Origin of the sequence: Polaribacter ponticola, from assembly GCF_026191475.2 — a bacterium.
In the GTDB taxonomy this organism is placed as follows: domain Bacteria; phylum Bacteroidota; class Bacteroidia; order Flavobacteriales; family Flavobacteriaceae; genus Polaribacter; species Polaribacter ponticola.
In genome coordinates this window covers 661,356-674,839 of the sequence record NZ_JAOSLC020000003.1, presented here as the reverse complement: position 1 = coordinate 674,839, position 13,484 = coordinate 661,356, and the positions used below count along the sequence as shown (strand labels likewise).

At 28.0% G+C, this 13,484-nt stretch carries 14 protein-coding genes and 1 pseudogene; 12 read left to right on the top strand and 3 right to left on the bottom strand.

The window, feature by feature from the left end; all coding sequences use genetic code 11:
• The first annotated feature begins 17 nt into the window (after nucleotides 1–17).
• Together gap and N5A56_RS08000 are read left to right on the top strand one after the other, a co-directional pair.
• Nucleotides 18–1,019: a type I glyceraldehyde-3-phosphate dehydrogenase gene (gap, locus tag N5A56_RS08005; protein WP_265724984.1), complete on the top strand. Its 1,002-nt coding sequence runs from the start codon at nucleotides 18–20 to the stop codon at nucleotides 1,017–1,019.
• An 89-nt stretch (nucleotides 1,020–1,108) separates the two neighbouring features.
• Nucleotides 1,109–1,470: pseudogene (locus N5A56_RS08000) on the top strand (methylglyoxal synthase).
• On the opposite strand, the gene N5A56_RS07995 reads toward N5A56_RS08000, so the two are convergent.
• The 3 genes from N5A56_RS07995 to N5A56_RS07985 form a co-directional block, all read right to left on the bottom strand.
• Nucleotides 1,463–1,843, bottom strand: coding sequence for a Rid family detoxifying hydrolase (locus tag N5A56_RS07995; RefSeq protein ID WP_265724982.1), 381 nt, complete (start codon nucleotides 1,841–1,843; stop codon nucleotides 1,463–1,465). The pseudogene N5A56_RS08000 and the gene N5A56_RS07995 overlap by 8 nt on opposite strands.
• Before the next feature lie 43 nt (nucleotides 1,844–1,886).
• On the bottom strand, nucleotides 1,887–4,049 hold the full coding sequence (locus N5A56_RS07990) for a putative LPS assembly protein LptD (protein WP_274270321.1): 2,163 nt from the start codon (nucleotides 4,047–4,049) through the stop codon (nucleotides 1,887–1,889).
• Nucleotides 4,050–4,180: 131 nt separating this feature from the next.
• Complete coding sequence (locus tag N5A56_RS07985) at nucleotides 4,181–4,519, bottom strand: hypothetical protein (RefSeq protein ID WP_274270320.1); 339 nt, start codon at nucleotides 4,517–4,519, stop codon at nucleotides 4,181–4,183.
• A 181-nt stretch (nucleotides 4,520–4,700) separates the two neighbouring features.
• On the opposite strand from N5A56_RS07985, the gene N5A56_RS07980 reads away from it, so the two are divergent.
• From N5A56_RS07980 to N5A56_RS07935, 10 genes are all read left to right on the top strand, one after another.
• Nucleotides 4,701–5,762, top strand: a complete 1,062-nt coding sequence (locus tag N5A56_RS07980) for an N-acetylmuramoyl-L-alanine amidase family protein (RefSeq protein ID WP_265724980.1) — start codon at nucleotides 4,701–4,703, stop codon at nucleotides 5,760–5,762.
• A 65-nt stretch (nucleotides 5,763–5,827) separates the two neighbouring features.
• Nucleotides 5,828–6,781, top strand: coding sequence for an MlaD family protein (locus N5A56_RS07975; RefSeq protein ID WP_337994835.1), 954 nt, complete (start codon nucleotides 5,828–5,830; stop codon nucleotides 6,779–6,781).
• A gap of 31 nt (nucleotides 6,782–6,812) precedes the next feature.
• A complete protein-coding gene (locus N5A56_RS07970; RefSeq protein WP_265724979.1) occupies nucleotides 6,813–8,129 on the top strand; it encodes a 4Fe-4S dicluster domain-containing protein in 1,317 nt (438 codons plus the stop codon).
• A 75-nt stretch (nucleotides 8,130–8,204) separates the two neighbouring features.
• Entirely contained in the window at nucleotides 8,205–8,984 is a 780-nt protein-coding gene (locus tag N5A56_RS07965) for a (Fe-S)-binding protein (protein WP_265724978.1), read from the top strand.
• Nucleotides 8,985–9,171: 187 nt separating this feature from the next.
• A complete protein-coding gene (locus tag N5A56_RS07960) occupies nucleotides 9,172–9,498 on the top strand; it encodes a PH domain-containing protein (protein ID WP_274270319.1) in 327 nt (108 codons plus the stop codon).
• 191 nt (nucleotides 9,499–9,689) lie between these two features.
• Complete coding sequence (locus N5A56_RS07955) at nucleotides 9,690–10,472, top strand: PH domain-containing protein (RefSeq protein ID WP_265724976.1); 783 nt, start codon at nucleotides 9,690–9,692, stop codon at nucleotides 10,470–10,472.
• 206 nt (nucleotides 10,473–10,678) lie between these two features.
• Nucleotides 10,679–10,987, top strand: coding sequence for a PH domain-containing protein (locus N5A56_RS07950; RefSeq protein WP_274270318.1), 309 nt, complete (start codon nucleotides 10,679–10,681; stop codon nucleotides 10,985–10,987).
• Nucleotides 10,978–11,895, top strand: a complete 918-nt coding sequence (menA, locus tag N5A56_RS07945) for a 1,4-dihydroxy-2-naphthoate octaprenyltransferase (RefSeq protein WP_265724975.1) — start codon at nucleotides 10,978–10,980, stop codon at nucleotides 11,893–11,895. Before N5A56_RS07950 ends, menA begins: the two co-directional genes overlap by 10 nt.
• Nucleotides 11,896–12,172: 277 nt before the next feature.
• On the top strand, nucleotides 12,173–12,421 hold the full coding sequence (locus tag N5A56_RS07940) for a hypothetical protein (RefSeq protein WP_274270317.1): 249 nt from the start codon (nucleotides 12,173–12,175) through the stop codon (nucleotides 12,419–12,421).
• A gap of 9 nt (nucleotides 12,422–12,430) precedes the next feature.
• Entirely contained in the window at nucleotides 12,431–13,471 is a 1,041-nt protein-coding gene (locus N5A56_RS07935) for an o-succinylbenzoate synthase (RefSeq protein ID WP_265724973.1), read from the top strand.
• Nucleotides 13,472–13,484 lie beyond the last annotated feature (13 nt).

Here is a 13,484-nt window from a genome sequence, read left to right as displayed (position 1 = left end):
TAAACAATAAGAACAAAATGATTAAAGTAGGAATAAACGGATTTGGTAGAATTGGTAGATTAGCATTTAGATCTTCAGTGTTAAGAGATAATGTACAAGTAGTTGCAATTAATGATTTATTAGATGTAGATTATTTGGCATACATGTTAAAATACGATTCAGTTCATGGGGCTTTTAAAGGAACTGTAGATGTTAAAGACGGTAAATTAATTGTAAACGGTAACGAAATTAGAATTACTGCAGAAAGAGATCCTTCGAACTTAAAATGGGATGAAGTTGGTGCAGAATATGTAATTGAATCTACTGGGTTTTTCTTAACAGAAGAATTAGCAGGTAAGCATTTAGAGGCTGGAGCTAAAAAAGTGGTTTTATCTGCTCCTTCTAAAGATCATACTCCTATGTTTGTTATGGGGGTAAATAATACTGAGTTAAAAGCAGATCAGAAGATTTTTTCTAATGCTTCTTGTACTACTAATTGTTTAGCTCCAATTACCAAAGTTTTAAATGATAACTTTGGTATTGCAGAAGGGTTAATGACAACTGTACATGCTGCTACTGCAACACAAAAGACTGTAGATGGTCCTTCTATGAAAGATTGGAGAGGTGGACGTTCTGCTATAGGAAACGTAATTCCTTCTTCTACAGGGGCTGCTAAAGCAGTTGGGAAAGTAATTCCTGCTATGAACGGAAAATTAACAGGAATGGCTTTTAGAATTCCTACAATGGATGTTTCAGTTGTAGATTTAACTGTAAAGTTAGAAAAGTCGGCTTCTTATGAAGAAATTTGTGCGGCTATGAAAACTGCTTCAGAAAGCGAAGAAATGAAAGGTGTTTTAGGCTATACAGAAGATTTAGTAGTTTCTCAAGATTTTGTAGGAGATACAAGAACTTCTATTTTTGATGCCAAAGCAGGTATTGCTTTAAACGATAACTTTGTAAAGGTTGTTTCTTGGTATGATAATGAAATGGGGTACTCCACTAAAATTGTAGATTTAATTGAATATGCTGCAACATTGTAGTTAAATAATCTTAACATAATAATAAAGCCTGATAGGACAAGTTCTATCAGGCTTTAATTATTTTTAGACTTAATTTTAAAAGATAATTTATGGAAATTGCAATTATTGCTCATGATGGCAAAAAAGCAGAAATGGTTCAGTTTTTAAATGAACACAAAGCTACTTTAAAGAATAAAAACATACAATTAATTTCTACAGGAACAACAGGTGCTAAAGCAGAAAAAGCGGGCTTTACTGTTACTAAATTTTTATCCGGACCTATTGGAGGAGATGCTCAAATTGCTAGTAGAGTAGCAGAACGTAAATGTAATATGGTTTTGTTTTTAGAGATCCACATGCAAAACATCCTCATGAACCCGATATTATTATGTTATTAAGAATTTGCGATGTACACAATGTGCCTTTAGCTACAAATCCTGCCACTGCAGATTTATTAATGAGAGCTATTTAATAGCAATCATGCTAATTTCTACGTTAACAAATTTAGGTAAATTAGCAACTTCTACAGTTTCTCTTGCAGGAGCAGTTTCTTCGTTAAAGTAACTGCCATAAACTTTATTAATATCTGCAAACTGATTCATGTCAGAAATAAAGATTGATGTTTTTACTACATTTTCAAAAGTCATTTTTGCTGCTGCTAAAACTTCTTTCATGTTTTCCATTACCTGTTTAGTTTCTATTTCGATAGAATCTAATATAAGTTCACCCGTATTAGGGTCTAAGGCAATTTGACCAGAAGTATATAAAGTGTTACCACTTAAAACTGCTTGATTGTATGGTCCAATAGGAGCAGGAGCTTTAGTTGTAGTTATTATTTTTTTCATTTTATTTAGACTTAAAAGTTTGATGTTATTAATTTTTATAGGTTTAAAATAACCTTCTATCTGGTGGTTTGTTTTTATCCCATTTTAAATCTGAAAGCGTAGAAGATTTTACACCAATAAAAAATGTGTATGAAGATACTCTACCAAATGGTACCCAATTAAAATTGAATTGCCAACTATCTAAATCTCTAGAAAAATTAAACCTAGAGAAAGAAAAAGCTCCATTTTTAACATCATAACCAGAAGAATAACCAACTTTCCATTTTGGAGTTAATTCTAAATTACCACTAAAGCCAACTGTATGAATACTTACTTCACCAGGGTCTATACCATTGTTGCCGTATGTTGCTGCGTATACCAGGCTTAAAGACCATGGTATTTTAGCTCTATATAAATTTGTTTTTGTTGTTTTGTTTTTTGTATTGTTGTTGCTTTGTCTTCCAAACCTATTATTGGTAGGGTCAATTTCTGCTCCCATTACATCTGTTGGGTTGTTTGCTCCATTTCCATTTCGATTATCTTTATTATCATTTTGAGAGCTTTTATCAAAATCAGCGCTAGATAAGGAGTAGTTTGCTGTTAATGAAGCTCTTTCTAATCTAAAAAGGTTTGAATTAAATTTATTTATTCTTTGACCATTATCGTTTACTTGATAAGGGTTTAAAGATCCGCTAAAATTTAAAGCTAATTTATCCTTAAATAATCTTGTACCGGTGCTAAAGGCAACATTAGACCAACGTAAACTATCTGCCGCAATATTATAAGAAGCGTTAAAATTTAAATTGTTTAAGAGCATTATTTTTTCATCTTCTTCATCACTATCAGGATCTTTAGGTGCAACTTTTGCTTCTAAAACATTATTTAATGCTATACCAATAGAGTTACTTACTCCTGTTGAAGGAGCTCTGTATAAACTTTGATCGAAAATCGTATAATTTTGTAGGTCTAAAGGGTCTGCACTTTGCTGAACTTCTTTAATAAATTTAGTACCAAAATCGGGTCTGTAAGAATACGAAATTGAGGGTCTAAATGTGTGTCTTATAGCTTTTAATCTTCCTTTTTTAAAATTAAAAGTACCATAGATATTAGTAGTTAAACTAACTCCAGCGTTGTAAGTTCTATATGTTTTAAAACCTGTTAAAGTATCGGTTACTACTTCGTTATTTATAGGATCATATTCTTTTGAAATATGGTTGAAATTCCAATTTTCTTGGTAACTAGCATTTGGTGATAAAGTAAAATATTTAAAGGCCTTTATGTTAGTATTTGTACTTGTTTTATGTTGAACTCCAGATTTTGCAGTTTTAAACATTTTACTAGTAAAAAACTCGTCATCTGTAGTGTTTATTAAATACTGACCTTGCATGTTATAGTTAAAGCCAAGTTTTTGAATTGGGTTCTTTTTAACACCACCTTCACCAGCAAAAGGATATACTCTATTCATATTTAGAGTTAAAGAAGGTAAAGTCATTGTTATACTTTCTGTATTTGTATTTTGTTGATGAGATGCGGTAACAGCCATGTTAAAAGGTGTTCCAACAAATGTTTTACTATAATTTATAGAAGAATTAAATGTGTTGTTTTGGGTTTGAGATACATTTAGTTGATTTAAAGATTCTCTAAAAAAGCTACTACTACCTACATTTACAGAAGCTGTAAACCTTGAGTTAGGACTAGCTTTTGCATCCTGACTGTGAGACCATCTAATGTTAAAATTGTTAGATTTACTATAATCTTCAAATCCTCTAATTCCATTAATAATATTTTCGAAATTAAGACTAAAAATTCCACTGTATTTATAACGACTTCTATAGTTAGAAGATATTCTTGTACCCCAACTCCCGTTAGAATATGCATCACCTAAAACTGTTAAATCGGCATAGTCACTTAAAGCAAAGTAATATCCCCCATTTTGAAAACCGATTCCTCTATTACTACTTCCAGTATCAAAAGCAGGAATTAAAAAACCAGATACACTTGTTTCACTCATAGGGAAATATGCAAAAGGTAAGAAAAGAGGAGTTGGCACATCAGCTAAAACTAAATTACTTAAACCTACAATTATTTTTTTACCAGGAACCAATTTGGCTTTATCTGTAGCAATGTAATAATCAGGATTTTCTTTTTCTGAAGTTGTAAATCTAATTTTACGTACATAAATTGTAGAGTCGTTTACACGTTTGGTTTTTTCACCGTAAGTAAACATTTCGCCTTGTTTAGTTTTTAAGCCATAAATTAAAGCCCTTTTACTTTTAAAGTTATAAAGTATAGAATCTTGTTCAGATTCTTGCCCACCTTGTTTAAAAATTGGTCTTTGAGCATATCCTGTACTATCCTTTATTCCTTTAGCAAAAAGAGTGTTTTTTTATAATCGATAATAATTATACCAGCTTTTAAATCGATATCTGTATACGTAATATTTGCTTCGTTATATAAAGTAACAGTTTTGTCTTTTGCATTTTGAATCGTATAATCTTTTGCTATATGTGTAATAATATCTTCAACACTTTCTTTAGGTTTTATAGAATCTTTAGCAATTGTATCTATATTTTTAAGTAGTAAGCTGTCTTTTTTAGTTTTATAAAGAGAGTCTTTTTTCTTAGAGGTTATAGAATCTCTTTTAACTAAAGGAACTATAGTTTTTTTAGAAGTCTTAATATCTTGCCCAAAACTCATCTTTATAAAAAAGAAGCTGCAAAATAAAAGTATGTATGATAGGTTTGTTTGCAATGCTATAAATACTATTTTTGTACAAAGTAAAAGTATGGCTCAATATTTGGAACACCAAATTTAAGATGCCAAAATTAGTTAAATTTTATTGATCATTTTTCTACTAATCCACAAATTTAATACCAAAGTGAAAAACCTATTTTTTTTAATATTTATTTTCTCAATATTCTTATCTTCATCTGCACATGTTTTCGGACAAAGAAATTACACTATAGTTATAGATGCAGGACATGGTGGTAAAGATCCAGGTAATTTAGGAAACGGATACAAAGAAAAAGATATTGCTTTAAAAGTAGCTTTAATAGTAGGTAAAAATTTAGCTAAAATAAAAGACATAAAAGTAATTTATACCAGAAAAACGAATACATTTATAGACCTTTGGAAAAGGGGTGACATTGCAAACACTGCAAAAGCAGATTTATTTGTATCTATTCATTGCGATTCTCATACCTCTAACGCTTATGGTGCTGGTACATTTGTTCTTGGTTTAAGGGGTAATAAAAAGAATCTTGAAATAGCAAAAAGAGAGAATGCTGTAATTTTATTGGAAGATAATTATAAAGACAAGTATAAAGGATTTGATCCTAATTCTGCAGAATCTGTTATTGGATTGTCTCTTTTACAAGAAGAAAATTTAGATAAAAGTTTAGAAATTGCGAGTTTAATACAAGCTAATTTTACAAAAAAATTAAAAAGATTAGATAGAAAAGTAAAACAAGATAATTTTCAAGTATTACGAGAAACGATTATGCCAAGTGTATTAGTTGAGTTAGGCTTTTTAACAAATAAATACGAAGGAAGATATTTAAACTCTAAAAAAGGGCAATTACAAATGGGAACAGCTGTAGCAGATGCAGTTAAAAGTTATGTAAATCACTTAAAGTTAAATACGGTAGTAAATATTGTAGAAGAAAAAGATGAGGTAAAAACCGATATTGAATTTAAAGTTCAGATTTCTTCAAGTAGAAATTATCTACCTACAAAAGCATACAATTTTAAAGGTTTAGATAATGTAACAAGAGTAAAAATTGGAAATTTTTATAAATACTATTATGGAGTTTCTAATAAATACTCTAAGGTTTTAGAGTCTTTAAAATTAACGAAACAGAAAGGATATAAATCTGCATTTATAACTGCTTTTAAAAATGGAGAAAAAATCTCTGTTAAAGAAGCTCGTAAAATGCAGTAGTTTTCATAGTTTCTAAGAAAAATTATTAGTAATTTTGTTGTTAAATTTCTATTCATGTCTAAAGAATTAAAAACAGGAATTGTTTTAATTTTAATCATAATTGCTTTTTTTGGAGTTTTAACTTTTTAAAAGGGCACGATATTTTTAAACCAAGTAGTAGATACTTTAAGGTAGAATATACTAATGTTGGTGGGTTAACAGAAGCAAGTCTAGTAACTATAAATGGTTTAAAAGTTGGTCAGGTAGATGATATTGATTTTATAGATACACCAGAAAAAAGAGGGCAACTTGTAGTTAAGTTTTCTATGGATAATGATATTGAATTTTCTAAAAGCAGTATTGTTAAAATATATTCTCCAAACCCATTATCGGGTTCAAATTTAGCTATTATACCAAGTTATGATGGAGAACATGCTGTTTCTGGAGATTATTTAAAAGGAGAAATAGAATCTAGTTTGTTTACTTCAATTGGCGAAAAATTAGATCCAATTCAAACTAAAATGGAAAATGTAATTGTAAGCGCAGATACACTTTTTCAAAGAATAAATAATGTTTTAGACAAGAAAACTTCAGAGAGTATAAAAAGATCAGTTAAAGGTTTAGAGCTAACAATTATTTATATTAGAAAAACATTAGGGTCTGTAAATACTATGTTAGATTCTAGTTCTGTAAGTTTTAAAGAAACTTTAGAAAACACTAAATTGATAACAGGTAATTTAACTAAAATAACAGATACACTAGCCAACTCTAATATAGGAGATATAATGAGAAAAGCAGAAATGACATTAACATCTGTAAATTCTTTATTAGATGGTATTGATAAAGGTAAAGGATCTATAGGTAAATTTGTAAATGATGATGCAATGTATACCAACTTAACCAACGTATCTAAAGAATTAGAAGAGTTATTAAGAGAAATGAAATTAAACCCTAAGAGGTTTGTTCACTTTTCATTATTTGGAAAAAGAGCAAAATCTTATAACGCTGAGAATAATAAGAATAACCAAACGAATAAATAATATTCGATTAATAAAATACCTTTAATTTACTATGCAATACTTACCAAACCTATTTTTTGCAATTGCTTTAATAGCAGGAATTGGATTTTTTGTGATTAATATTCGCAAGTTGTCTAGAAATATCAAATTAGGAAAAGATGTAAACAGAACAGATAATAAATCTGAGCGATTAAAAAACATGATGATGATAGCTCTTGGGCAATCTAAAATGGTAAAAAGACCAATATCTGGATTTTTGCATATTATTGTTTATGTAGGTTTTATTATTATTAATATCGAGGTTTTAGAAATAATAATTGACGGGCTATTTGGTACACATAGAGTTTTTAGTGGCCTTTTAGGAGATAATTTTTACGGTTTTTTAATTGGAACTTTCGAAATTTTAGCAGCACTAGTATTTGTAGCAGTAGTTATTTTTTGGTTTCGTAGAAATGCATCAAATATAAAAAGGTTTTTAAGTAAAGAAATGAAAGGTTGGCCCAAAAATGATGGTAACAATATTCTTTATTTCGAAATGGTATTAATGTCTTTATTTTTAATTATGAATGCAGCAGATGTTCATTTTCAAGAAGCAGGAGTAGGTAATACAATAAGTCAGTTTATTGTGCCTTTGTTTGATGGTTTTTCTCCAGATGCATTGCATACAATAGAAAGAACTTCTTGGTGGATTCATATTTTAGGAATCTTAGTTTTCTTAAATTACTTATACTATTCGAAACATTTGCATATTCTTTTAGCATTTCCAAATACCTATTTTGCAAATTTAAACCCAAAAGGGCAGTTTAATAATTTAGAGGCAGTTACTACAGAGGTTAAATTAATGATGGATCCAGATGCAGATCCTTATGCAGCACCTGCAGAAGGAGCTGAAGATGCTGTACCAGAAAAGTTTGGAGCTTCTGATGTTACAGATTTAAATTGGGTACAATTATTAAACGCATATACTTGTACAGAATGTGGAAGATGTACATCTTCTTGTCCTGCAAACTTAACAGGTAAAGAATTATCACCTAGAAATATCATGATGAAAACTCGTGATCGTTTAGAAGAGGTTGGTAAAAATATAGATGAAAATAAAGGTGTTTTTGTTGATGATGGAAAACAATTATTAAACGATTATATTTCTCCGGAAGAATTATGGGCTTGTACTAGTTGTAATGCTTGTGTAGAAGAATGCCCAGTAAATATTGATCCATTATCTATTATTATGGATATGAGAAGATATTTAGTGATGGAAGAAAGTGCAGCTCCACAAGAATTAAATATGATGATGACAAACATCGAAAACAATGGTGCTCCATGGCAATACAATCAACAAGATAGATTGAATTGGGCAAATGAAGAGTAAAAATAATTTTTTAATTAATAATTATCAATTACGAATTGTAATAATTCATAATTCATAATTCAAAATTTATAATTTATGATAGTACCTACAATGGCAGATATGATGGCTCAAGGAAAACAACCAGAAGTATTGTTTTGGGTTGGAGCAGCAGGAAGTTATGATGATAGAGCCAAAAAAATATCAAGAGCATTTGTTAAGATTTTACATGAAGCTAAAGTAGATTTTGCAGTTTTAGGAACCGAAGAATCTTCTACAGGAGATGCTGCAAAAAGATCTGGAAACGAATTTTTGTTTCAAATGCAGGCAATGATGAATATTGAAGTCTTAAATGGTTATGAGGTTAAGAAGATTGTTACTTGCGATCCACATTCCTTTAACACATTAAAAAATGAGTATCCATCTTTAGGTGGTAAATATGAAGTGTATCATCATACACAATTTATTCAAAATTTAATTTCTGAAGGTCGATTAAAAATTAATAATTCTACTTTAAAAGGTAAAAAAGTAACTTTTCACGATCCTTGTTATTTAGGTCGTGCTAATGAAGTTTATGAATCTCCAAGAGATTTAATAAAAAGATTAGGTGTTAATTTAACAGAAATGAAACGTAATAAATCTACAGCTTTATGTTGTGGAGCTGGTGGAGCACAAATGTTTAAAGAACCAGAAAAAGGAGATAAAGATATTAATGTTTTAAGAACAGAAGATGCTTTAGCTACAAAACCTAATATTATTGCTACAGGATGTCCTTATTGTAATACAATGATGACTGATGGTATAAAATTTAAAGAAAAAGAAGCAGAAGTTTTAGTAAAAGATATAGCAGAATTAATTGCAGAGGCAAATAACCTATAATATTTATGAATCAATTTACAAATGATTTAATTATAGATTTACCTAATATTACCAATATTGAATTTAAAAAAATTGATAAAAATTATTTAAAAGTAATTCTTATCAGTTTTTTTTGATATTTATTCCTCTTTTAGTAGGATTAATTTTATTAGATCTGTTTGTTTTTTCTGAAGAAATAAAAGCGAATATGATTTATATTTACTTAGGTTTTGTTGTGCTTTTTATTTATGGACTCCTACATTTATTATTTGGTTTGCCTAAAAGAATGTATGCAATAAGAGAAAAAGATATTTCTTACAAATCGGGTCTTTGGGTAAAAAAAATGACTACAGTTCCTTTTTCTAGAATTCAACATGTAGAAACAGATGAAAAACCTATTTCTAGATTATTTGGTTTAGCATCATTAAGCGTTTATACAGCAGGAGATAGTAGTGATGATCTCGAAATTAATGGAATTACAAGAGAAACGGCTCTAAAAATTAAAGAATTCATTAGCTTTAAAATTAATGAATAATTCTTTTGATTTTTCGAATTTCACCAAACAATCTCCAAAAGGGATTTTTGTAATCTATTTTAATATTTTAATTAAGAGTATAAAATTTACGTGGTTTTTTCTCTTTTTAATTATAAAAGATTTTTCTAAAATTAAAGCTTTAGGTGTCTCATATTTTTATTTAGGATTAGGTTTTTTTTATTTTTTTCTTAGTGAGAGCTTATCTAGTTTATAAAAATTTTCAATTTAAAATAGATAAAAATCATTTTATTTTAAAAAGTGGAATTTTAAATAAAACAAATACATCTATAGCATTTCACCGAATTCAAAATATCAATTTTAAACAAAATATAATTCAACAAATTATAGGTGTTTTCGAAGTAAGTATAGAAACAGCAGGTTCTAGTAATACAGAAATAGCAATTAAAGCATTGTCTTTAGAAAAAGCAAAAGCTTTAAAAGAAATTATTACAAATAATGCCGAGTTTGATAGTGAAATTCTAACCAATGAAAACTCTAAACCATTTGTAAGAATAGGTTTTTTAGAACTTTTTAAAGTAAGTTTAACAGAAAATCATCTTCAAAATTTATTCTTATTTTTTGCAGTTCTACTTGGTTTTTTTCAACAAATAGAACAAATTATAGATAGTTTTGGGAAAGCATCTTCTTTAGATGGCTTTATAGAAGCTAGAACTAATACAGTATCTACAAGCTTTTTGTTTATTATTATATTGCTTTTCTCATTAATTCTTATTGCCTTTTTAAGTTCTTTTGTAAGAATTTTTTTAGTCCATTTTAATTTATCGGCATATTTAAAAGAAGATGCATTTGAAATAAACCAAGGCTTATTCACAAAAAAAACAATTGTACTAAAAAAGCAAAAAGTACAGAATATAACAATATCTACAAACCCTTTTAAAAAAATGGTAGGTATATCTTATATTACCTTTAAACAGACTGTTAGCGGAGAAATTAATAAGAAAAAAATAAATTAATACGTATAGTTGGTTGTAAAAAAAATCAAGTTGAAACGATAAAAAATAGTCTATTTAATTTTGAGGAATTAGAAAAAGCTAAAAAGAAATTTTCTAATAGCTATTATAAAAGAAGATTATTATTTACTTCCTTTTTAGTATTAACAATTTTATATATTACACTTTATTTATTTTTAAAAAAGGAAGAAATTTTTTATTCAATTATTTTGGTAGTTCCTCTTCTAATTTTCTTAATATTTAAAAAAGTAAATAAAAGGTTTTATAAAATTACTGATGATATGTTGATGGTTAGTAAAGGTTTATTTGAAACGCATCATACATATTTAGAGATATTTAAAGTTCAGAATATAAAAATGAAGCAAAATATTTTTCAAGAAAGAAATAAAGTAGCAGATTTAATATTGCAAACTGCTTCTGGAAAAATTAAAATTCCTTCAATTAATTTTGAAGATGCAATAAAAATTTATAATTATACATTATTTAAAGTAGAAACAAGTAAGATTTCATGGATGTAAAAAGTTTTATAAAGGCTGCTCGTTTAAGAACGCTACCTTTATCTATTTCTGGTATTATTGTGGGATCCATTTTGGGGAATTATGCAGTTTTTGGAGGCTCGAAATCGATTTTATTATCTCCAGTTTTTTGGTTAGCTATTTGTACAACTATCGGTTTTCAGGTATTATCTAATTTTGCAAATGATTATGGAGATGGAGTTAAAGGATCAGATAAAAATAGAACAGGAGAAGCTAGAATGGTTTCGTCAGGAGTAATAACTCCAAAACAAATGAAAGTAGCAATGGTTATTACAACAATAATTACTCTAGTAGTTGCTTTATTTTTAATATTTGTAGCTTTTGGTAGTGAAAATTTTGGATTTTCTTTATTGTTTTTAGGACTAGGAATTGCTTCAATAGTTGCTGCTATTAAATACACAGTAGGAAATTCTGCTTATGGTTATAGTGGATTTGGAGATGTTTTTGTTTTTCTGTTTTTTGGATTATTAAGTGTTGTAGGTTCTTATTTTTTATTTACTAAGCAAATTAATTTTAATATATTTTTACCCGCTATTTCTTTGGGCTTATTAAGTACTGCAGTTTTAAATTTAAATAATTTAAGAGATAGGGAAGAAGATAAAAAGAACAATAAAAATACGTTAGTTGTAAAACTAGGTAATGATAAAGCAAAAAAATACCATTATTTTTTAATAATTAGCGCATTAATATCTGCATTACTTTTTGTTTTTTTAGAGTTTAAAACTATCTATCAGTTTACTTTTTTAGTAGCTTTTATTCCATTGTTTAAAAACCTTAAAACGGTTTCAGACAATAGAATTCCTGCAGAATTAGATAGTGAACTAAAAAAAGTAGCCTTAAGTACATTTTTATTTGCACTGCTATTCGGAATAACAAATACATTTATTTAAAATAATATTTTATGAAAACTATAAAAATAATTTTAGGAATTATTACAGCTTTAGTACTTGTTTTTTTGCTACTGGTTTAATAATTAAAGAAACAAATTATAAAACTGAAATTACAATAAACAAGTCTGTAGAGAAAACTTTTAAAGCATTTAATAATCCTGGAAATATAAAAAAATGGATTCCAGAAATTAAATCTTTTGATATTGTAAATAAGAATATTGGAATAACAGGAAATGTTTATAAAATAGTAATTGATGCCCAAGGACAAGAAATTACCATGACAGAAAAAGTAATGGCATTTGTACCCAATGAAAAAGTAACCCTGTTTTTTGATGCAGAAAATATGTTAAAAACAGACGATTATGTTTTTACAGAAAAAGACGGAAAAACAATTATAACTTTAAATTCTAGCTGCCAAAGTGATTCTTTTATTATGGCTTGTATGTTTCCTTATTTTAAAGGAACGTTTAAAGAACAAGATCAAACGTATTTAAATAATTTTAAAACTTATATAGAAAAACAATAAACAATTCTTTTGATAAAAGCGAACTATAAAAAATACATTCTTAATTTTAAGAATCCAAGTGGAACATCACGAGGAATCTTAAAAACAAAAGAAACCTGGTTTATTATTTTAAAAGAAAATTCTAAAATTGGAATTGGAGAAACGGGCTTATTTAGAGGCTTAAGTTTTGATGATGTTGTTAATTATGAACAAAAACTAATTTGGGTTTGTAATAATATTAATTTAGGATTAGATTTTCTATTAAAAGAACTCTCTGAGTTTCCGTCAATTCAATTTGGATTAGAACAAGCTTTTTTATCACTATTAAGTAATAATAAGTTTGAATTATTCCCTTCAGAATTTACAAAAGGAAATAAAGAAATTGCAATTAATGGTTTAATTTGGATGGGAGAGAAGCAGTTTATGAAAAATCAAATTAAAGACAAGTTGAAGTCTGGTTTTTCTTGTATTAAAATGAAAATTGGAGCCATAGACTTCGAAACTGAAATAGAGTTGCTTAAATCTATTAGAAATGAATTTTCAGCAGATGAAATAGAATTAAGAGTAGATGCAAATGGTGCTTTCAACCCCAAAAACGCTTTAAATAAACTACAAAGATTATCTAAATTAGGTATTCATTCTATAGAACAACCTATTAAACAAGGTCAAGTAGATGAAATGGCTAATTTATGCTTAAAAACTCCATTGCCAATAGCTTTAGATGAAGAGTTAATAGGTGTGTTTTCATCCTATAAAAGAAAACAATTATTAACAACCATTAGCCCTCAATATATAATTTTAAAACCAAGTTTAATTGGAGGTTTTGCTGGTAGTAAAGAATGGGTTAAATTTGCTGAAGAAATTAATTGTAAATGGTGGATTACATCTGCCTTGGAGAGTAATATTGGTTTAAATGCAATTGCTCAATTTACACATTCTTTAAAAAATGATTTGCCACAAGGGTTAGGAACTGGCGGATTATTTACCAATAATTTTGATAGCCCATTAGAAGTTAAAAAAGGAAATTTAGGATACAATCCTAATTTAAAATGGAATTTTAATTTATCGTAATCCTGATTTTTTT